Source organism: Streptomyces lasiicapitis (assembly GCF_014646335.1).
Taxonomy (GTDB): Bacteria; Actinomycetota; Actinomycetes; order Streptomycetales; family Streptomycetaceae; genus Streptomyces; species Streptomyces lasiicapitis.
The window spans coordinates 142,829-163,476 of record NZ_BMNG01000015.1; the positions used below are offsets into that span (position 1 = coordinate 142,829).

Annotated in this window: 18 protein-coding genes and 1 pseudogene; 5 read left to right on the forward strand and 14 right to left on the reverse strand. The window is 69.1% G+C overall.

The window, feature by feature from the left end; translation table 11 throughout:
- Window positions 1-93: 93 nt before the first annotated feature.
- Genes IEY91_RS30970 through IEY91_RS30980 form a run of 3 tightly spaced genes read left to right on the forward strand, consistent with a single transcriptional unit; the run spans window position 94 to window position 4,458 of the window.
- Window positions 94-2,331 (forward strand): MMPL family transporter, encoded by a 2,238-nt coding sequence (locus IEY91_RS30970; protein WP_189176489.1) that lies wholly within the window; start codon window positions 94-96, stop codon window positions 2,329-2,331.
- A 7-nt stretch (window positions 2,332-2,338) separates the two neighbouring features.
- Window positions 2,339-3,769: a sensor histidine kinase gene (locus IEY91_RS30975; protein WP_189176490.1), complete on the forward strand. Its 1,431-nt coding sequence runs from the start codon at window positions 2,339-2,341 to the stop codon at window positions 3,767-3,769.
- Window positions 3,766-4,458, forward strand: coding sequence for a response regulator transcription factor (locus tag IEY91_RS30980; protein ID WP_189176491.1), 693 nt, complete (start codon window positions 3,766-3,768; stop codon window positions 4,456-4,458). Before IEY91_RS30975 ends, IEY91_RS30980 begins: the two co-directional genes overlap by 4 nt.
- Window positions 4,459-4,535: 77 nt before the next feature.
- Here the strand turns inward: IEY91_RS30980 and IEY91_RS30985 are convergent, their stop codons facing one another.
- The 6 genes and pseudogenes from IEY91_RS30985 to IEY91_RS31015 form a co-directional block, all read right to left on the reverse strand.
- Entirely contained in the window at window positions 4,536-6,014 is a 1,479-nt protein-coding gene (locus IEY91_RS30985) for an MFS transporter (protein WP_189176492.1), read from the reverse strand.
- Between the two features lie 554 nt (window positions 6,015-6,568).
- Window positions 6,569-6,934, reverse strand: coding sequence for a hypothetical protein (locus IEY91_RS30990; protein ID WP_189176493.1), 366 nt, complete (start codon window positions 6,932-6,934; stop codon window positions 6,569-6,571).
- 225 nt (window positions 6,935-7,159) lie between these two features.
- Window positions 7,160-7,645 (reverse strand): annotated as a pseudogene (locus tag IEY91_RS30995) (IS701 family transposase); the annotation flags it as partial.
- Between the two features lie 64 nt (window positions 7,646-7,709).
- Window positions 7,710-8,201 (reverse strand): hypothetical protein, encoded by a 492-nt coding sequence (locus tag IEY91_RS31000; protein WP_189176494.1) that lies wholly within the window; start codon window positions 8,199-8,201, stop codon window positions 7,710-7,712.
- Window positions 8,202-8,676: 475 nt separating this feature from the next.
- The gene (locus IEY91_RS31010; RefSeq protein ID WP_373288059.1) at window positions 8,677-9,873 is read right to left on the reverse strand and encodes an FAD-dependent monooxygenase; all 1,197 of its coding nucleotides are present in this window, start codon (window positions 9,871-9,873) and stop codon (window positions 8,677-8,679) included.
- Between the two features lie 29 nt (window positions 9,874-9,902).
- The gene (locus IEY91_RS31015) at window positions 9,903-11,300 is read right to left on the reverse strand and encodes an MFS transporter (protein ID WP_189176497.1); all 1,398 of its coding nucleotides are present in this window, start codon (window positions 11,298-11,300) and stop codon (window positions 9,903-9,905) included.
- Between the two features lie 192 nt (window positions 11,301-11,492).
- On the opposite strand from IEY91_RS31015, the gene IEY91_RS31020 reads away from it, so the two are divergent.
- The gene (locus IEY91_RS31020; RefSeq protein WP_189176498.1) at window positions 11,493-11,951 is read left to right on the forward strand and encodes a cytidine deaminase family protein; all 459 of its coding nucleotides are present in this window, start codon (window positions 11,493-11,495) and stop codon (window positions 11,949-11,951) included.
- Window positions 11,952-11,971: 20 nt separating this feature from the next.
- Here IEY91_RS31020 and IEY91_RS31025 read toward each other — a convergent pair whose 3' ends face one another.
- The 4 genes from IEY91_RS31025 to IEY91_RS31040 all read right to left on the reverse strand — a co-directional run bounded on the left by IEY91_RS31025 (window position 11,972) and on the right by IEY91_RS31040 (window position 14,789).
- Window positions 11,972-12,493, reverse strand: a complete 522-nt coding sequence (locus IEY91_RS31025) for a GNAT family N-acetyltransferase (RefSeq protein ID WP_189176499.1) — start codon at window positions 12,491-12,493, stop codon at window positions 11,972-11,974.
- A gap of 208 nt (window positions 12,494-12,701) precedes the next feature.
- Window positions 12,702-13,052, reverse strand: a complete 351-nt coding sequence (locus IEY91_RS31030) for an SCO4225 family membrane protein (RefSeq protein ID WP_189176500.1) — start codon at window positions 13,050-13,052, stop codon at window positions 12,702-12,704.
- Window positions 13,049-14,062, reverse strand: coding sequence for a site-specific integrase (locus tag IEY91_RS31035; protein WP_189176501.1), 1,014 nt, complete (start codon window positions 14,060-14,062; stop codon window positions 13,049-13,051). Before IEY91_RS31035 ends, IEY91_RS31030 begins: the two co-directional genes overlap by 4 nt.
- 79 nt (window positions 14,063-14,141) lie before the next feature.
- Window positions 14,142-14,789, reverse strand: coding sequence for a peptidoglycan-binding protein (locus IEY91_RS31040; RefSeq protein ID WP_229697329.1), 648 nt, complete (start codon window positions 14,787-14,789; stop codon window positions 14,142-14,144).
- Between the two features lie 349 nt (window positions 14,790-15,138).
- Between IEY91_RS31040 and IEY91_RS31045 the strand changes: the two genes are divergently transcribed.
- A complete protein-coding gene (locus IEY91_RS31045; protein ID WP_189176502.1) occupies window positions 15,139-15,630 on the forward strand; it encodes a hypothetical protein in 492 nt (163 codons plus the stop codon).
- Here the strand turns inward: IEY91_RS31045 and IEY91_RS42835 are convergent.
- The 4 genes from IEY91_RS42835 to IEY91_RS31055 all read right to left on the reverse strand — a co-directional run bounded on the left by IEY91_RS42835 (window position 15,561) and on the right by IEY91_RS31055 (window position 19,850).
- A complete protein-coding gene (locus IEY91_RS42835) occupies window positions 15,561-15,845 on the reverse strand; it encodes a hypothetical protein (protein WP_506005029.1) in 285 nt (94 codons plus the stop codon). The genes IEY91_RS31045 and IEY91_RS42835 overlap by 70 nt on opposite strands.
- A gap of 52 nt (window positions 15,846-15,897) precedes the next feature.
- On the reverse strand, window positions 15,898-16,035 hold the full coding sequence (locus tag IEY91_RS42035; RefSeq protein ID WP_229697330.1) for a hypothetical protein: 138 nt from the start codon (window positions 16,033-16,035) through the stop codon (window positions 15,898-15,900).
- 256 nt (window positions 16,036-16,291) lie between these two features.
- On the reverse strand, window positions 16,292-17,464 hold the full coding sequence (locus tag IEY91_RS31050) for a glycosyl hydrolase family 28-related protein (RefSeq protein ID WP_229697331.1): 1,173 nt from the start codon (window positions 17,462-17,464) through the stop codon (window positions 16,292-16,294).
- Between the two features lie 829 nt (window positions 17,465-18,293).
- Window positions 18,294-19,850, reverse strand: coding sequence for a hypothetical protein (locus IEY91_RS31055; protein WP_189176503.1), 1,557 nt, complete (start codon window positions 19,848-19,850; stop codon window positions 18,294-18,296).
- Window positions 19,851-20,648 lie beyond the last annotated feature (798 nt).

Consider the following 20,648-nt stretch of genomic DNA (forward strand, 5'->3'; position numbering starts at 1 on the left):
AGACGATGCCCGGCGGGGCGCCGCAGGGAAGCGTAGGAGGCGCGTAAATCTCGCGCATTCCCCTTGCCTAGCGGTGTCTGGAGTGATCATCAGGTGGCGACTTTTCTTTACCGGATCGGACGGTGGGCCTTCCGGCGGCGGCGGCTCGTGGGTGGTCTGTGGCTGGGTGCCCTGCTGCTGGCCGTCGCCGCCGCTGCTGTGGCGCCGGCCGCGGAGGAAGAGGACCTCTCCATGCCCGGCACCGAGTCGCAGAAGGCGTTCGACCTGCTGGACGAGCGGTTCCCCGAGAGCAACTCCCAGGGCGCCGAGGCCCGTTTGGTGTTCCAGGCCCCGGACGGGCAGCGGATGACGGCCAGGGAGAACAAGGAGGCCGTCAAGGACACGCTCGGCTCGCTGGACGGCGGCGACCAGGTCGCGTCGGCCACCGACCCGTACAAGACCGGCGCTGTCAGCAAGGACGGCAGCATCGCCTACTCCACCATCACCTACACCGAAGACTCCGTCGACCTGACCGAGTCGACGAAGAGCGCCCTCGAGGACGCCGCGAGCAAGGCCCGGGACACGGGCCTGACCGTGGAGATCGGCGGCTCGGCCCTGGAAGCGGAAGAGGCACCGGGCGGCACGACGGAGATCATCGGCGTGGTGGTGGCGGCCGTGGTGCTCGTCCTCACCCTCGGGTCGCTGGTCGCGGCCGGACTGTCACTCCTCACCGCCTTCGTGGGCGTGGCCATCGCCTTCGGCCTGGTCTCCGCGCTTGCCGTGCCGCTGGGCCTGACGGACACCGTCGCCATCCTGGCGCTGATGCTGGGCCTCGCCGTCGGCATCGACTACGCGCTCTTCATCACCTCACGCTTCCGCGACGAGCGAGCCCAGGGCAGCGAGCCGGAGGAAGCCGCAGGGCGGGCGGTGGGCACGGCCGGATCCGCCGTCGTCTTCGCCGGCGCGACCGTCTTCATCGCCCTGGTCGGCCTCGGGGTCGTCGGCATCCCCGAACTCACCAAGATGGGCCTGGGCGGCGCGGGCGCCGTGGCCCTCGCCGTACTCGTCGCACTGACCCTGGTCCCCGCGCTGTTCGGCTTCTTCGGCCGACGAGTGCTGTCCCGTACCGCACGCAAGGCCACCCGGCCGGGAAACGAGCGCGCGACCACCGCCGAGCGGCCCGGTCTCGGCACCCGCTGGGCGCGGTTCGTGCTGCGCCGTCCCGTGGCCGTCCTGCTGGTCGCCGGACTCGGCCTCGGCGCCGTCGCCCTGCCGGCGCTGAGCCTCGAACTCGGGCTGCCCGGAGACGAGTCCAAGTCGGTGGAGACCACCCAGCGCCGCGCCTACGACCTGCTGTCGGACGGCTTCGGCCCCGGCTTCAACGGCCCGTTGACCGTGGTCGTGGACACATCGGAGGCCACGGACACCCGGGCCGCCACGGACCTCGTCGTCAAGACCGTACGGGGCGTGGACGGGATCGCGTCGGTCGGTGATCCGGCGCTCAGCAAGACCAAGGACACGGCCGTCCTCACCGCCGTACCGAAGACCGCGCCGAACAGCGGCGAGACCAAGGACCTGGTGCAGGCGATCCGGGGCGCGGTCTCCGGCGTCGAGGCCGACACGGGCGCCGGCGTCCTGGTGACCGGCAAGACCGCGATGAACATCGACATCTCCGAAGCCATGTCCGACGCCCTCATCCCCTACCTGACCGTGGTCATCGGCCTGGCCGTGCTCCTGCTGATGGTGGTCTTCCGCTCGATCCTCGTCCCCATCAAGGCCGCGCTCGGCTTCCTGCTGTCGGTGGGTGCCGCCTTCGGCGTCCTGGTCGCCGTCTTCCAGTGGGGCTGGGCGGCGGACCTGCTGGGCATCGAGCAGACCGGCCCTGTCATGTCGCTGATGCCGATCCTCGTCATCGGGATCGTGTTCGGCCTTGCCATGGACTACGAGGTCTTCCTCCTCACCCGGATGCGGGAGGCGTACGTCCATGGCGCGTCCCCCGGCGAGGCCATCGTCAACGGGTTCCGGCACAGCGGACGCGTGGTGGCTGCCGCGGCGATCATCATGGTCAGCGTGTTCGCCGGATTCATCGGGATGAGCAACCCGACCATTCAGACGATGGGCGTCGGCCTGGCCGCCGCCGTCGCCTTCGACGCCTTCGTGGTGCGGATGGCGATCGTGCCCGCGGTACTCGCCCTGCTCGGCCACCGGGCCTGGTGGCTGCCCCGTATCCTGAACCGTGTGCTGCCGAACGTGGACATCGAGGGCGAGAAACTGAGCAGGCATGTCCCGGCCCCCGCGGCCGTGCCGGACGCGGCGGCGCAGCCGCTCCCCGTCGGCCGGCACCGGTACTGAGCCGGTCATGACGCACACGGACGGCGGTGGCCCGCGATCACGCGGCACGTGGTGGCGTGAGGGCGCGGTCACGGCGACGGCGTTCGCGCTCTGCCTGCTCGGCGGCGTGCTGCGCGACGACGACGGCCCGCTGTCACCGCCGTCCGTAGCCGCCTACTTCATCGCCGTGGTGTCCAGTGCCGTGCTGCCGCTGCGGCACCGGGCACCCCTGGCCGTCATGGCGGTCACGGCCGCGTGCGGTGTGCTGGTTCCGCCGCTGGGCCTCCTGCTGAGCCCGCTCATCGTGGCCCCCGCCGTGATCACCGCCTACTCCTACGCACGCACCGTGCGCAACGAACGGCGCGCGGCGAGCGCGGTGTTGTCCATCTCCGTGGTGCTGCTGCTCGCCGCCACCCCCCTGTTCGGCGCCCTCTCGTGGAAGGACGCGAGCAGGGTGGGGGCGGTGGCGGCGTTCCCGCTGGTGGCCGGCGTACTCGGTCGCTCGGCGCAGAACCGGCGGGCATACCTGGCCGCCGTGGAGGAGCGGGCCCAGCGCGCAGAGGAGAGCCGGGACAGCGAGGCGCGCCGGAGAGTGGCCGAGGAACGGGTGCGCATCGCCCGGGAACTGCACGACCTGGTGGCCCATCAGATCACCCTGGCCAACGCGCAGGCCACGGTCGCCGCCCACCTCTTCGACACCCGCCCGGAGCAGACCCGCAAGAGCCTCAAGGAACTTGTCGAGACCACCAGCGACGCGCTCGACGATCTGCGGGCGACGGTCGGTCTGCTGCGCCAGTCCGAGGACACCGAGTCCGGGGACACGGCCGCGCCCGCCGAACCGGCGCCCGGCCTGTCCCGCCTCCCCACGCTCCTGACGTCCTTCCGCCGCGCGGGCCTGGAGGTGTCGGTGCACGAGGAAGGCACGGCCAGGCCGCTGCCGCCCGGGGTCGACCTCACTGCGTACCGCATCGTCCAGGAGGCCCTGACCAACGTGACCAAACACGCGGGTACCGGCAGCGCCCGGGTACGCCTCGTCTGGGACCGCGATCACGTGACCCTCACCGTCGCGGACGACGGAAGGGGCGCGGGCGCCCGTACGGCGGCGGACCGCCCGCCCGGCTACGGTCTGATCGGGATGCGCGAACGTGCCACCGCGCTCGGAGGACACCTCTCCGCAGGCAGGCGCCCGGAGGGCGGCTTCCTCGTCTCCGCCCAACTGCCCCTCCCGCCCGCCAAGGACACGACGCGGACGACTGACGGAGCAACAACTGTCGAGGGGAAGATGGCTGACGGAGCAACGACCACCGAGGGCCGGATGGCCGACGAGGCAACAACCACTGAGGGACGGATGGCCGACGGAGCAACAACTACCCAGCGGGGACGGATGGTCGACGAAGCGACAGCCGACGGACGGACGGCTCGCCGAGGCGGCGACACAGGGGCCGGGGACACGCCATGACACTCCGCGTACTGCTCGCCGACGACCAGGCCCTGCTGCGCGGGGCCTTCCGCCTGCTGCTCGACTCCGCCGACGACATCACCGTGGTCGGCGAGGCCGCCGACGGCAGGGAGGCGGTGAGACTCACCCGGCAGTTGCGCCCGGACGTCGTGATCATGGACATCCGTATGCCCGAGGTCGACGGCCTCACCGCCACATCGGAGATCTGCGCGGACCCGGACCTGAGCGCCAGCCGCATCCTGATCCTCACCACGTACGAGACCGACGAGTACGTCGCCCAGGCGCTGCGCGCGGGAGCGGGCGGCTTCATCGGCAAGGGCATCGGGGCCGAGGACCTGCTGGACGCCGTACGCACGATCGCGGCGGGCGACACGCTGCTGTCTCCCGCCGCGACCCGCTCCCTGGTCTCCCGTTTCCTGGCCACACCGAACGACGCTCCAGCACGCCACCCCGAACAGCTCGCCGCGCTGACCCCGCGCGAACGGGAGATGGTGGCCCTGGTCGCAACCGGCCTGTCCAACCAGGAAATCGCCGAGCAGATGTTCCTCAGCCCCTTCACCGTCCGCGCCCACGTACAGCGCGCCATGACGAAGCTGGAGGCCCGCGACAGGGCTCAACTCGTCGTGATCGCCTACCGGACGGGCTTGGCCCAGGCCGCCCCCGAGGGCGGCACCGACCGCCTGTCGTAGTCCCCGATACCGGGGGCCTTCGGCGGCTCCAGGCGGCTGGCCGCGCACACCCCGTTGCTGGGCCTTCGCTACCCCGGTCAGTCGCCCTGGCTGTTCGCTTGCCTGGGCAGGCAGAACATCAGCGCCCACATCACAGCGAGGGTGCCACCGACCCACCAGAGCACGTTGGTGAACGCGTCGCGATTGAGTCCGTCGTCGTGTGAGCCGCTGGTAGCGGCGAAGAACACGAGGGCGGTCAGCGCGGTTCCCAGGGAGATGCCCAGGTGCATGGCGGTGTTGAACAGGCCCGAGGCGGAACCGGCGTTCTCGTGCGGAACCTTGGCGAGTGACATGTCGGCCAACGGCCCGCCGACCATGCCGAGGCCGAAGCCGATCAGTACCACCGGGGCGGTCATCGCGAGGAGGGTCAGGTCGGCCTGACTGCTGATCTGGAGTCCGTAGGCGACCATCGAGACGAGCGCGATCAGGGCTCCGGCCTGGGGCAAGCGGCGACCGAAGCGCCCGGCACTCCTAGCCGCGACCGTCGCACCGGCAAGCTCACCGAGGGCGAGCAGCACGAAGGCCACGGCCGCGTGAAAGGGGCTCATGCCCAGGCCGCGCTGGAGGTAGAGCGTCCAGGTCATGAAGAACAGTCCGCACAGCAGGCCGAGCATCAGCTGTGCGGACAGCCCTCCAGTGAACTGTCGCCTCCGGAAGAGGGACAGCGTCACGAGCGGGCCGTTGTCCTGCTTTCGCTGCTGATGGCGCAGGAAGACGCCCAGCACGAGAAGGCCGGCGGCGAGCATGGCGAAGCACCACAGCGGCCAGTGGTGGGTGTGGCCCTCGGTGAGCGGGAAGAGGATCAGGACGATGGCCAGTGCGGACACCAGCATGCCGGTCAGGTCGAGCCGGTCGGCCTTCTGCGCGGTCGACTCGGGGATGAACCTGCGTCCCAGGATGATCACGGCGAGGCCGACGGGCACGTTGATCAGGAAGATCGGCCGCCAGGACAGTCCGAACAGGTCGGCCTCGGTGAGCAGGCCGCCCAGGACGGGCCCCAGGACGTTGGCGAGCGACAGGATGGCCCCGTAGAGGCCAAAGGCCCGGCTGCGGTTCTCACCCTCGAAGGTGACGTGGAGGGTCGCCAGGACCTGCGGGATCATCAGCGCCACTCCCACGCCCTGGAGCACGCGGGCGCCGATAAGTACGCCGGGGCCGGTGGCAAGGCCGCACAGCAGCGAGGCCGCGGTGAACACGACGGTGCCGATGAGGAGGATCTTGCGTCGGCCGCGGATGTCGCCGAGGCGTCCGCCGGTGATCAGCCCGACGGCGACCATCAGGGAGTATCCGGCGGTCAGCCACTGCGTCGCGGCCGGTCCGGCGCCGGTCGACGACTGGATCGCGGGTAGAGCGGTGAGGACGACCGACTGGTCAAGGATGTCCATGAGCTCGGCGACCAGGAGCACCACGAGGGCGATCCGGCCGGCCAGGGCCATCTTCGGCGGCCGGCCCGACGGGGTGAGAACTGGGATTTCGGCGGTGTGCTGCGGCTCGTTGCCAAGCGCGGGGGAAGACACTGGTGGGGACTCCTGGTCCAAAGGAATCGGGAGCCCTGCCGACAACGGCGCCGGGGCCGGAAGACACGGAACCCGGGGCAGACGGCAGAGCTGCACCCGGGAAAGACAGGAAACTGCGGGGGTGGGTGACGCAACTCAGGCCAGCGCGACGTCCGCCCCCGGACACGTGCGAAGACTCGGCACGTGGGGGTAATGCGGACGGCTACATGGCCTGGGGAATACGAAGTCACCTCAAGAGCAACACAGAAGGAACAGGAAGTCCGGTCGCTGCCGCCGAAGCCTCCGGCGCAGGAACTTGTCTACGGTACGACACCCCCAGGCCCCCTCGCACAACAGATATCGGGCTCGCCCTGCCTGATCGGCCAGGCGCGAGCCACACCCACGACGTCGAGCGCCCCCTGCCCGCGCTGCCGGGCAAGGAGCGTCGAGGTACTGGCTCAGCCGGTAGACCAGGCCGTGAGCCTGGACGGTATGGCCACCGGTGATGACCAGAGGTTAGGGCGTACCGATGGTCAGGACGCCGGCTAGGAGCCGACGACGCAGGCCGGTTAGGTTCACGCGGCGCTCACGCGTGCCGCGGCCAGCTCGGCGAAGGCGTCTTCCCACACATCGCGGATCACGCTACTGATCAGGGTCCGCAGCACCGGCCACTGGCCGATCAGCAGGTCCCGGTTGAGGAAGGTCTCCAGTTCCTCGCGCTGCCCCTCGGCCAGGACCGTGCGGTACAGGCCCATCCGGGCCCGGGGACGGTCCATGTCGAAGGAGCGCCGGCCGGACCAGGCCACGTGCAGCGGCAGGCCGACGGTGCCCTGCGTGGGGCCCGTAAGGTCCGCCAGGCGCGCGGGCAACCGCTTGGTATACCGCGTGCGCAGGACCTCGGCGGCGTTGGGGACCGGTGCAGTCGGCGATCCGGGGGCCATGGTGCTGATTATCGGCTGTCGGCCCGGGCTGGTCAGCGTGGACGACCGAAGCAGAACCAGAGAGCTGCAGGCGCTGCTTGCCCGGGCATGAGACCACGAGTGTTCGACAGATCAACTTGATGCAGGCGGGCCCTCGGCAGCGTTGCCCCGGCCAGGTGGGTCTCTGGCGGCCCAGCTCCGGCCAAGTTAGCCTTCGGCGGCGTCGCCCCGAACAGTCTGGCCTCGGTCAATGCCGTCGGGGATGCCCGCGCTCCGGCAGCGGTCCGGTGCCTCGGTCCACGAGTGCGGCACATACAGGGCTCGGTCGATGGCGGCGTGTCCGCGGGCGGCGGAGTAACGAGATAAACGGCGACCTGGGCGTTCTCGACTCGGCCGGCCGTGCCGGTGTACTGACGCTGGACGCCGACGGTCGCGGTGCCCTCCTTCAAATCGCCCGTCTCGTCGACCACGAGCACCGCATCGGGGTCGCGCAAGTACTCGACCACGTAGGCGCGTATGTCGTCTGTCGTCACGAATCGCGTCGGCGTCCCATTTCGCCCGGTGGAGCAGGTGCTGCATGCCGTCCGGAGTGGCATCGCCCGCGTGCTCGGCCAGGGTCCAGCAGTTCTTCCTCCAGTTCTTCCTCGGCAGGTTCGACAGCAGCCCGGAGACCAACCGCCGCACCCGGCGACGGGGTTCAACTCGGGAGAACCGGTCGGCGATCCGGCTCATCAGTCCTTCGAATGCCTCCTGCCAGTGGGCAGGCACTACGCCGGCGTCCGAGGCCGCCGCGTGATCATCGGTTGTCCACACAACACCCCATGATCAACGGCGGCCTCGGACGCCACCGAAGCCAGTAGTCGGGCCCCTCGACTCGGTAGCGAACGTCGACACCGGCAACGAACCGCAGCTCACACACGAGCCGACGGGCGCCGTCCGGCGCCAAGCGGTGCGGCGCCAACAGCAGCTCCAGCTCGTCATAGCGGGCGTCGACCCCGCCGTGGCCCGGATGGCTCTCCTGTCCGACCTCGCCCGCCTCACGGCGCTCATACCACCTGGCGTAGATCGCCCACTGCTCGCGCTCCAGCTCCGCCACCGCCTCGCTTGCGGGCCAGACCTGGTACTCATCGACTTCATGGCTGTGGTCGTAGACGTGCATCTCGAAGTAGTGAGGCTTCCCGTCGATGTCAGCAAGGCCGGCCCACGGTCCGTCGTACCACTCCGACTCGGCGTACACACGCTCGAAGCCGTCCGCGATCAGCTGCTCTTCGCTCCAGATCTCAGCCACGCAGGCAGGCTACTGGCGAGCAGTCTCCTTATCCATGATCACGATCTACGGCTGGAGTGTTAGGGACTGTCCGGCGCCCCAGTCCACTCGCGCGTCACGAAGGCCTGGGTGGACTCCGGCTGCCGCACCGCCGCCACCAATTCACGGCGCCCGCCTGGGCATGAACGTCCAGCAGGTCCAACGCCCGCCCGGGATCCGAGGGTTCAGGGTGATCGCGCGACGCCGGACCATCGAGCGGGGCATCGGCTGGCTCATGCACCACCGCAGACTCGCCCGCTATTGCGAGCGACACCTGCACCGCTCTGAGGTCACGATCCACCTCGCGATGATGGTCCTCAACATCCGTACCGGAACCAGGAGATCAGCGACACATAGAGCGCCCTCCACGCAGAGGTGATTCCTAGAGCCGACTGGCAGCCGCTACCCCCAGTTCAGCGACAGAGCCCAAGAAGTGAACCAGAGCCGCTCATCACCCTCAGAGCCATTCGGGCAGCGTAAGCGCCGAGTGGGCCGGTCGTGCCGGCGCAGCGGGCATGGTGACCAGGTCGCGCAGCATCATGTTGCGTTGCTCCAGGGCCCGCACCGTGGTGGGGAAGAGCGTGGCCCCGCCGTTGTCGACCAGTGCCTGGTTCATGGTGACGAACTCGCGGACGTCGCGTTCGTAGGCGGCGAAGGCCGTGGTGTGGTCGCGATGCGTGGCCAGGGCGTGGGCGAGCATGTACGCGCCGGTCAGGGCGAGGCTTGAGCCTTGGCCGGTGAGGAACGACGGTGCGTACGCGGCGTCGCCGACGAGGGCGACGCGGCCGCTCGACCAGTGGGGCATGCGGATCTGAGCGGCCGTGTCGAAGAACAGGTCGTCCGCTTCGCGCATGGCGTTGAGCATGTCGGGGACCTTCCATCCCGCGTCTGCGAAGACCGTGGCGACCAGGTCGCGTTGGGCGTCGGGGTCGCGGAGGGCGTCGGACGGCGGTTCGGGTTGGTGGAAGTTCAGGAAGGCGTGGAGCTCGTCGCTGTCGCCGACGGCGTAGAGGGCCGCGGCTTTCCCCGGGGTGTTCCACATCATGAGTTCGCGGGAGAGCCCGAAGGTGTTCGGCATCGTGAAGATGGCGAAGCAGTAGCCGAGGTAGCAGTGGAACTGTTCCTCGGGGCCGAACAGGGACTCCCGGGTGTGTGAGTGCATGCCGTCGGCGCCGATTACCAGGTCGAAAGTGCGCTGTTGGCCGCTGTGGAACGTAACGTCGACGACGCCTTGATCGGACTGGTCGAGGGTTTCTATCGAGTCGTCGAAGAGGAATTCCACGTCGTCGCGGACTATCTCGTACAGGGCCGTGGCCAGGTCCCCACGACGTACCTCGACGTCCTGGCCCTCGACACTGCCGGCGACGGCGCTCGGGGCGACCGAGGCCACCTCGCTGCCATCGGCGTTGAGGAAGGTGCAGCGACGCGAGTCGATGTGCGCGTCGCGCAGTCGCGGCAGTATCCCCATCCGCCGGACCACCTCAATCGCCGTACCGCGTACGTCGATCGGGTAGCCGCCCCCGCGCAGCGCGCCTGCCTTCTCCACTACTGTGACCGCGAATCCGGACCGGTGCAGCCAGTAGGCGAGGGCGGGGCCGGAGATGCTGGCGCCGGAAATCAGGACTTTGCGCTTCGCGGTAGTACGGACGTCCATCGAAAGACCGGTAGTACCGGTAGTAGATGTCATGCCTGGGCTCCCTTTTCCTTCGTCATACGGACAACGAGCAGTGACAGTGCGGCGATCAGGCCGGCTGTGACGAAACCTGTGGTGAAGGCCGATTCGGTCGGCAGGCCCGTCGCCGGGTCGGCCCCGGCGTCGAGGATCGCGGCGCCGACCTGGGCGCCCAGGGCGACACCGATCACGCGGGTCACCACAAGCAGGCTGGTGGCGATGCCGGTGTCCCTGGTCTCGACGGCGGTGGCCGCGCGAGTGAGCAACGCCGTGGCAGCGACGCCCGCGGCGATCGCGGTGAGCACCTTCGCGAGGACCAGCTGCCATTCCGCGGAGTGCATCGACGCCAGGGCGATCGTCGTGGCCGTCGTGACGACGGCGCCCACGACGAGCACGGTACGCAGACCGAGACGCCGCGCCGCGACCCCGCCGACCGAGTCGCTGACCGCCCCGGCGATGGCACCGGGCAGCAGGAACAGCCCGATGTCGGTGGTGCTGAGCCCGAAGCCGTGCCCGTCGGCCGGCAACGCGAACAGCTGCGGGAGCAAGAAGGCCACCATCCCGAAACTGGCGGTGATGACCAGGGTGAGCACGCATGAATGCCACATGGCGGGCTTCGCCAGCATGCGCAGATCGACCATCGGCGAGACCGCCCGGCGCTCGACGACGACCCATCCGGTCGCGAGCGCGACCACGACCACCGCGACGGCACCGACCCCGAAGGGCGGCAGGCCGTCGCCCGTCACCCGCACGAACCCGATCATGAACGCGAGCAACGTGCCGCTCAGCAGCACCATGCCAGGCCAGTCGATCCTGCTGTCCGACTGGATCGGCGGATCATGCGGCATCAGCCGCATCACGACCAACGTCGTCGCGATGATCGCGATCGTCGGCAGCCCGAACATCCAATGCCAGGACAGCCCTTCCGCGAGCGGCCCGGCGAACAGCGTTCCCACCATGCCGCCACCCGTGAACAGCGCCATGACCAGGCCGAGCGCCACCTGTGACTCTCGTGCGGGGAGGTGTTTGCGCACCAGGATGAAGGAGAGGGGCAGTGCGCCCACCATGACGCCCTGCAACACCTGCCCCAGCAACAGCACCGGCAGGTTCGGCGCCAGGGCGGCCAACAGACCACCGGCCGAGACCACGGCCATCAGCCAGACAAGGACCCGCTTACCGCCGTAGCGGTCGCCGAGCTTGCCCGCCACGGGTGCGATGACCGCGCCCGTGACGAGTAACGTGTTGCCGATCAACGCCCCTTCGGACGGACTGACCCCCAGCTCACGTTGCAGCAGCGGGAGCGCGGGCTCCACCACTGACTGCAAGGTGCCGAGGGCCAGCGCCAGGATGCCGAGGGCACCGATCGACAGCCTCCCGATACGGACCGGAGCAACCACAACTGCGGACATGGACGCCGCCCTCTTCATCGTTGGATTCAGGTGCCTCCAACGCTTCCCTGTGGCGTCCCGCCGGGCATCGTTCCCCGCCGCCGTCTTCGCCTGGTGCGCCCGGACCAGCCGCTCCCATGTCCTGGTGCCTGCGCACCACAGGCCGGGCAAATGCGGTTCACCCGTCGCCCCGGGTCTCCGTAGCCTGCGGGCATGAACATCCCGCACCGAGCCCTCACCGCCGCCGACCAGGAACTCATCGACCTCGCCCGCGCCGTCGTCGACGCGAACACCGACGGTGAGGACGGCATCCACACCGTGGGCGCCGCGGTCCGTGCCGCCGACGGCAGCACGCACATCGGCATCAACGTCTACCACTTCACCGGCGGCCCCTGCGCCGAGCTGGTCGCGCTGGGCAACGCACGCGCCTCCGGCGCCCACCGGCTCACCACCATCGTCGCCGTGGGAAACAGGGGCCGGGGCGTCATCGGCCCCTGCGGCAAGGACCGCCAGGTGCTCCTCGACTACCACCCGGAGATCCGCGTCATCCTTCCCACGGCGCACGGCATCGCCGGCGTCCCCATCAAGGACCTGATGCCGTACGCCACCGCATGGAGCCCCGACGGCGGATCGACGGCGTACGGAGACGACGCGTCGTCGGCCAGGACCTAGACCTTCAGATCGGCCAGGATCTAGACCTTCAGATCCGTACGGAGCACGGAGAAGATCACCGAATCACGCCACTGCCCGCCGAGCCACACCGCGGAGCGCAGCACGCCCTCCCTGACGAAACCCGCCTTCTCCAAGGCACGCTGCTCGGCGAGGTTGGCGCAGTCCGTCCAGGCCTGGATCCGTTCGGCCCTGGTGTGGTCGAAGAGGTACTCCGCCAGCAGCCGCTGGGCTCGGGTGCCTGTGCCGCGGCCGCGCGCGGCGGGCACCAGGCCGATCGCCAGACTCCAGCCGGTGAAGGCGTCGGGCCCCCAACCGCCCGGGAACCACTTGACCCGGCCCACCGTCACACCGCCCTCGGCGACCGCGAGCGTCCCGCCGTCCTGACTGAGCAAGCCGTTCTCCGCGAAGCGGCGGCGCAGGTCGGCCGTCGACTGGTAGCCGAACCACGCGTGGGTGCCGACCCCCTCCGGACCGCTGAACTCCCGCTCGAACAGGTCGAGATCGTCGGCGGTGACGGGGCGCAGTGTGACCTTCTCCGGCACGGAACGGCTCCTTGTCCTCTGGGCCACACGGTTCGACTTCGGATGGCCATTGCGGGCGGGCGACGACTTCTGACGTCGCCACACACCGAGACACGCGCCGACGAGCCGCCGGTTGCGTACGTCCCCGAAAGATCCGCAGGACTGGCCCGCCCTGAGTCCGCCGGACTTGCCCGCCCCGCTCAGAGCCCGCGTCCGCCCTCAGCCGTGGTCACGTGGTGGCCGACCGCGGTTCCCGCGTCCGGACCCTGCGGGCGAGCCGGCCGAGGAGCACGGCGTTGAACAGGCCGGCCAACGCCGTGCCGACCGCGAAGATCGACGGGCTCAGCCACGTCAGCGAGGAGTACTCCGCGGGCACCGACGCCAGGAAGGCGAGGACGCCGAGCGGTGCCGTGGCAAGGAACGGGTAGAACCCGGCGAGCCCGGGGTCCGGCCCCACGTACCAGGCGCCCAGGTAGAACCCCAGCGACGCCGCGACCACGCCGAGATACGCACGCGCGAGCCAGGTGTCCGTGGCGAGCGCGAGCAAGGCGTGCAGGCGCGGGCGGGAGGCATTCGTCATCGCGGGTTCCTTCGGGTCGGTCCAGATGGTGATCTCCACTGTGGGCCGGTGGGGGAGCTCAGGCCTGAGTACGGGTACTCATCGTGGACGACGCGGGTGCCGTCGCTGTCGACGTTGAGCGGACTTTTAATCCATTGGTTGTGGGTTCGAGTCCCACACGGTCTACGGAAGAGCGCAGCTTCAGAATCGCTCTGACCTGCGCGTACGAGGGCCCGGCGGGGGACTCTCGGCCGGGTTGCCCCGCCCGCCCCGACTCTCTGCCCCGCGTGCGTGCCCGATGCGTGCCCCTCGGCGCCGGTGCGCTTCCGGGGGACGAGGCTCGCGGACCTCTCGGCAAGCTCCTGGCTCAACTCGGTGAACAGGCTCGTGTACGTGTCTCCGGTGAGCTTGATCGTGGAGTGCCGCAGAACTGCCTTCACGTAGAAGATGTCGCGGCTGGCGTCGTAGGCGAGAGATGCCGCGACATGGCGCAGATCACGGAGATTGATCGGCGGCAGGTCGGTGCGGGCGAGGATGCGGCGGAACGCGTCGGACAGCTTCTCGGGGTGCAGCCACGACCCGTCTGCATCGGTGAGCACCTTCCCGGTGTCGTGCCACACCTTGCCCGCAGCGAGGCGGGCCCGGCGCTGTTCCTCCTGGCGCGCTCGGCGCCGCCGCAGGACGGCCGCGGTCTCGCTGTTCCAGCGAGATGGTGTCCGCGCTTCCCTCCGTCTTGGGGGCGCTCTCGTAGGGCTCCCACCCGTCGACAACGATCTCGATCGTCGGCGTGATGGTGGCGGCGTCGAGGTCGACTTCGGCCCAGGGCTGCCCGACCGCTTCGCCGCGCCGCAGCCCTCGGTGCCCCAGGAGGTGAAACGCCGCGTGATGGCGGCGGCGACTGCGAGCGCGACGCCGACTCCGGCCGCGGTCTGCGGGATGCCCGCGGCCTCGATGATGAGCGGGAGTCCGGCGGCGAGGGCGAGCACGTTCTGCACCACCGTGCGGATGGTGCGGCGGGTTGCGTCGGTCATGGGAGTACCTCGTTTCGTAGAGAGGGAGGGGGAGCGGGCCGGTTGCAGTGGGCCGGCGATCCGTCGGGCGATGGCGGGGTCAGACGTTGGGGACCTTGAGGGCGGCCCACTGACGCGGGCCGGGCCACCCGTCGCAGTGCTGCGGGTCGTCGCCGAGCTTGCGCTGCCACTTGCGGGAGCTGGCGCGGTCGGCGTCGCTCCACTGCGGTCCGGGGCCCTCGGCATAGGCCGAGCAGCCCTCGGCGACCAGGCGGCGACCCATGGCCGTGACGATCGGCGAGCGCGGCGCGGTCTTGAACCATGCGGCTCCCGGGAACGGCTCGAACTGCCGCGGGGGCTCGGGCTTGCTGCTGCCAGGACGCGGGGCGCCCTGCTTGACCCACGCGTACAGAGGTCCGCCGGGGCGCGCGGTCGGGTATCCGTCGCGGTGCCCTCGGATCTCTCGTCCAGCATCGCCGCTGGAGCGCAGCCACTCGATGGCGTCGCGCAGTCCAGCGAGCTGGGCGTCGGGCGGGGTGGTCAGTCCGGAGTTGCCGAGCATGGCGCACACCGCGTAGTGCCGGATGTTCAGCGTGGCGTTGCCGTTGGCGCCGGTCTGTTTATGAGCGCCGCGGCCCTCGTACACGTAGCCGTGCGGACAGACGACGGCGTTGTACGCGATGTCGCTGTAGTTCTCCCGGGGGTTGGCGAGGTGGCTGGCTGAAGGGCGCGGACGCGGCCGGCGCACTTGCTGTGGTTCTCCGGGCGGGCGAGGGATGCGGGTATGGCCGTCCCCTCATAGTGGATCTTTACGCCGCGGGTGCTGCGTATGTAGGTGAGTTGGTAGCGGGAGGGGCGGGCGCGCCAATGGGCGCGGGTAACGAACTTCAGGACTGCTCCTGGGTATGAGAAAGGCCCTGGCTGACAGGGCACAGGGCATACGGGGGCGAGACCGGGTGGAACGGGAGAATCCGGATGCGTAGAGCATGTGGTGAGAGAGGGGTGACAGCCGGATTTGTCAGTTATGGCTGGACTTCAGGTGCAGACCAGCGGATACAGTGCCTCAATCGTTGATCAATTTTGGGGGGGGGGAACCCATGAAGAAATCGCGCTTGCTCAGCATTGCCGCAGTCTCCGCACTGGCTCTGGTGCCAGTAATTGGCTTGCCCGGGACGGCTTCCGCCAGGGTGGGGCAGAGCAGATGCACGTCACACCAGCAGCTTGAGGTTGATACCTCCTGGGCCAATACTGACTTCCGCATCATGCTGTGCGCTCAGGACGACAGCCCGACCGGAGCGGTTCGCGCTGTCGCGGACATCTGGTGGACCGACGGCGGCAGTAACAAGTTCAACAACGTCGATCTCCATCTGCGGACGGAGAAGAATGACGTCAACAAGAAGGGCGCTGTATGTGACCTCACGGCTGAGGTCAACAAGCACGGTGCTAGTTCCACGCTGTGCCAGGTGGCATGGCTTCATGGAATTTCCTCGGCTGGAGTCACTGCCGATGCCACGCTCATCTACGACATAAAGGACGATGGCGTGGGCGAGAAGCGATGGGACCTCGGCGGAAGTCCTGCGCTGCGGTAAGAACTTGGTGGGTGGACAAGCGGTGCTCTGCTTCCCAGGTAGGAAGCAGAGCACCGCTGCGTTTCTTGGGGAGTGGCCCTCCTCCGCCCTGTTTCGTCGTCCCACACAAAGCGCGCCGTGCCGTCGTGCCCGCGGATTGCTTCGGCGTCCTCCAGGCGCCCCCAGAAGACGATGCTGGGGCGGTCGCCGCGCAAACACCTGCAGCGGCTTGACACAGGGCATTGAGGCGCCCCGGCGCGGTGCGCGGGGGCCTGCGGAGTGGCGGGGTCAGGTGAGGTCGGCGGCGGAGGTGTTGGGGGTGGTGGAGTTGTCGTTCATGGCGGCGTTGCCGGTCCATGTGGAGCCGCGGAAGTCGTTGCCGTGGCGGTGGAGGAAGGCCACGTTCTGCTCGGCTGAGAAGGGCATGGATGGCCTCGGCACCGGAGCCGTAGGGGCGGACCTTGTTACCGGTGACGGTGACCGACGAAGCAGGAGACGACAGGCGGATGCCGTAATACGTGGCGGTCTTGGCCCGTCCGGGCGCCCGCACGTAGTTGGTCTTGAGTTGGATGTCGTTGCCGTCCGAGACGAGTAGCCCGGTCTGGCCGATCTCGCGGACCTGGTTGGCGGTAGCGCTGGAGTGATCGCAGCGGGTCAAGGCGATGCCGTTGGCGTCCACGCCTCAGAGCTGGTTGCCGGTGACGGTCAGGTTGCCGCTGTCACCGGCAGATATGCCCGTGCCGGTGATGTTGGTGATCACGTTGAGGCCGATGGTGGCGCGGCTGGTGCGCTGGACGCGGATGCCGTTCTGCCCCTTGGCGTTGCCGTCGAGGGTGTTGCCGGTGACGGCGAGGTTCAAGATCAGGCCGGAGGTTTCGCCGAGGGCGGTGATCACGTCGTCGTAGCCCGTGCCGCCGCGGAAGATGTTGCCGGTGACCGCCGCATCCCGCATGTCCTGCGAGGCGTTGGTCTGCGTGCCGTCGGGGGTCTTGGTGTCCTCCTTGTCCGTGAGGATGACCGCGCGCAGACGCTCCCCGGAGCCGCACCCCTGGAACGTGCACGCCGTGACGGTGGTGTCTTCCCAGTTGTAGGCCGAGACGCCGTACTGGGGGATGTCCTCGAAGGTGCACCCGATGATCTTGATGCGGCGGTGCCATCGGGTGATGGTCGCCGAGTGCGAGCCGATCCCGCGCGGCCATGCCGTCGTGCCCGCGGTGCCGGACGCGCCGAAGTAGCAGGTGCGGATGGTGATGTCTTCGCAAGCCACGTGATCGTAGGGGCCGAAACCCCCGAACACGCCGCTGCTCTTGGCCAAGTCGACCTGTACGGCCTCGCTGAAATCCCGCTCCCCAGTGTCGACGTACCCGAGGAAGCGGCAGGTGTCGACGGTGCCGCGCTTGGTCGAGTTGAGCTCGATGGCGTGGTATCCGGCGACGTCGCGTATTTCGAGGTCACGGATGGTGATGTCGCGGGCATGGCCAATGCTGATGCACATGGCCGCGGCGCTGAGTCCCGGCGCGGCGCCCTGGCAGTCCCAGACACCGCCCTCAATGGTGATGTTGCCGTGCCCGGTGTATCCGCCGAACCCTTGGTCGCGGTCGCCGTTGAGCAGCATCGTTTCGGCGATGCCGCGTACGAAGCGTGCGCCCGGCAGCAGTGTGAGCCTTGTGTTGCGGTAGATGCGCAGGGGGAGGCTGGCCAGGAGGTAGGTGCCGGGCGGGACGATGACCCATGCCCCGCTCAGCTTCTTCACGGTGTTCAGGGCGGCTTGGATGGCCGGGGCGTCATCGGTGACGCCATCTCCGACCGCTCCGTGCGAGGTGACAGTGACCGACTCCGAGAGTCGTTCGAGCATGTACTGAAGGCGTCCGGCGGTCACCTGCATGCCCGGCAGCCACTGGGCAACGGGCGTAGACAGAGCAGCCTCCTAAGGCAGAATTTGGGTAGGCGCGAATTCGCGGCGACCTCAAGGGGGAGATAGCTTCGCCTGCTGTGTGTTTGACAGCAGGCGAAGTGTGAGGGTTTTGTTGTCGTGGAATCATAAATTGGAACCGTGCCCTAGGGGTGCGGTTGCCTGTGGGACCGCATGAACATGATCTGTCCGAGTATGGCTGTCGCTATACCGCCAAGACTTCCAGCCAAGTAAGCGACAGCTTTAATGATCTCGGCAGCGCTGTTGGCGCTGGTTACTGGCTCGCCGGGCCCGCCACCTGTTCCGGAGCCAGGTGGCTGGGGCTCAGGTGACGACGGAGCGGTGGGCAGCCCGCTGGAACCGCCGTCGCTGGCACCCCCGTTGCTGTCGCCCCCGCCTGTGGGGCCGCTGTCACCGGTGCCCCCTCCAGAACTTGAACCAGGAAAGCTCGGTGGCAAATTCGAGCCGTCGCCCCCGCCTGTGTGGCCGCTGCCACCGGTGCCCCCTCCAGAACTTGAACCAGGAAAGCTCGGTGGGGAGTCCGAGTCTCCTGTGAATCCGGTGGCTTGGAAGAACAGAAATGCCCCAGCTGTAACAGCTGCGATCAGCAGGCCGATACGTCGAAGTCGACGTCCCCGGCGCTCTGCGAAATTCTGTGTGGCCTTACCGGCCGATCCCATGAAGTGAGAGTAAGGCACTGGACGCTGACTGCGATGGCGCAGGGCGCACATTCCACAAACGGTGATCTGAGTACCGGCTAAGGCATCGTCATTCACGATGTCCTGTATCCGTCGAGTTGATGTTTGGGATCGGACTGGTGAGGCGGTCGGTGCGGCGAACCTGTCGGCCCCCACCTATAGCGCAGTGATCGCGAGCCGGGCGAGCTGCACGGCGGCGCTCGCTCGATGTGCGAGGGCAATGCCGTTGTCGGCTCGGCTGAGGGTGAGTTGCCGGCGCCCCCCCCGGGAGCGGATTGCACGGCGGTGATCGTGAGCCGTTCGCCGCCGATGCGCACCGTGATCGGGTACAGGTCCGGATTTCTGCTGCTCAGGGGCCAGGGCGGCCCAGCCGTGGTGATGACCTCGGGCGTTGTGGCGTGCGCGTCTAGAGGCGCGGCGAGAGTGCAGTCGTCGGGTCCGGCGGTGGCGTACTCGGCGTGGTCGCTGGTGGCGACCAGCCACGGGCCGCCCGGCGCGCACGAGAACGCGAGCTCCCAGGTGCGGACTCCGAGCGTTTCGGTGTAGCCCTCGACCAGCAGCTCGACGCGCTCGGGCGGAAGCCAGGGCGGGGGGTTGGTCATGGCGATGCGGTGGCCGACGTCGACTGCGGACGCGGGCCCGGCCAGGTGCGGGGCCTCGTGCAGGGCCACGGTCACGGCTGGGTAGCGGGCGGCGTCCCAGGTGCCGCGGTGCAGCCGCCACCAGGCCACCGGGGTGCACTGGTCATCCGTGGCGAGGTTGGTTGTGACCTGCTCGGCGTAGCGGCCGATGCCGCGGGGCGGGGCCTGCACGGACAGCGGTCCGCTCTCGCAGACCGCGCGGGCGAAGGAGCCGCCCGACCGTTGCACGGTGATGTCGTTGCGTACGGCCTGGTCGTCGTCGACGGGCTCGAGTGGGGCGACGACTTCGCGCGCCGTGTAGTCGAGGGTGAGCGCGGCGGGTTGGGTGTAGTGGCTGGCCCGGGTGCGGAAGGCCAGGCCGAGCAGGTCGCGGGGTTCGTAGAGGCGGCCTTCGTCGGTGTCGGCCGCGTCCTGCATGAGGTCGAGCAGGGAGGCGACGGCTTGCGCGCCGATCTTCGTGGGCGTTGCAGTGGAGTTGCCTTTGTAGGCGAGTGGTATCTGTTCCTCGCGGGCCAGGCGCTGTATCCGGGAGTGGGCGGCTTCGCCCTGCCAACCGATCATGGCGGACCCGGTGTTGGCGTAGGCGGACTGTCGGTTGGCCAGGGTGACGTGTCCGACGGCTACCTCGCCGGAGGCGCCGCCGCCCACGGTGACGTGGGTGATGCGGCCGAGGACGCCGCCCACAACGGAGCCTTCCCAGCTCGGCATGGGGCCCCCGCCGTTGAGGGTGTAGGCGTCGAGGTCGAAGTAGTACATGCGGTACTTCGCGACTGCGTCCTCGGTCAGTTCCAGGCCCAGGCTCAGGCGCCGGCCGCTCAGGAAGTCGCCGCCGCCGATCACGCGCACCAACTCGTGCCCGTTGGTCATGCGCCCGTACAGGGAGAGCCGGTTGCCGGTGCGCAGGGCGATGGTCCAGCGGGAGATGAGTCCGGTGCCGGTGAGGGTGCACAGCGGGATCTCGGTCTCGGGCGGGGTCTCGGGGATGGCCACGAACAGCCGCAGGGAGACTTCCCGGTGCTCGGGTAGCGGGAGACGACGCCGGTCAGTGAGCCGGCGGCGAGGGTGGGCAGTGCGTCGGATGCGGTGTACGCGTTGTAGGCGGCCGGGCGTACGCCTGCCGTGGTGATCCGCATGGGCGGAGCCGAGGGCAGCGCGGACGCGAACTCCGTTGCCCCGCTGCCGCCTTCCAGCGGCCAGTACGCCACGATGCTCGTGCGGGACGGATGGGTGAACTCCCTGCGCATCGCCGAGTGCAGCGGCGCGGCTCCCTGTCCCAGGCGGCGCAGGATGCCCGCGGCGGACACGGACACAGTGACGTCGTGCGGGGTTCCCCAGCGCACCGGCCATGCCGGGACCTCGCCCACGAACCGCACCAGGCGCGGGCCCGCGGGGTCGGGCTGGACGGACACGCGTACGGGAGTGTTGCGGCCGAGCAGTCCGTACAGGTCGCTGCGGGGGTTCCGGGGTGAGTAGCGGCCGGTGCGGTTGTCGAGGACGAACGAGCAGGCGCTCGCGTCCGTGCGGGCGCCCTCGTCCGGGCGCCCGCGCGTAATGGTGATCGGCGACTGCGTGAACACGTCCGCGGTGATGTCCACCCACGTCTCGCCGAGCAGCAGCTCGACGCGCACGCCGAGCGAGGTGTCGGGGAAGGCCACAGGCTCACCCCCGCTTACTAGAAGCTGTGATGAACCCCGCCGCAGGAAGCGTCACTGGGTGCGCACCAGTCAAATGGGAGCCGATGAGGCAAACAGGAGTGCAACGGCCGCTGCTAGAGCGCCGTGCTCAGGC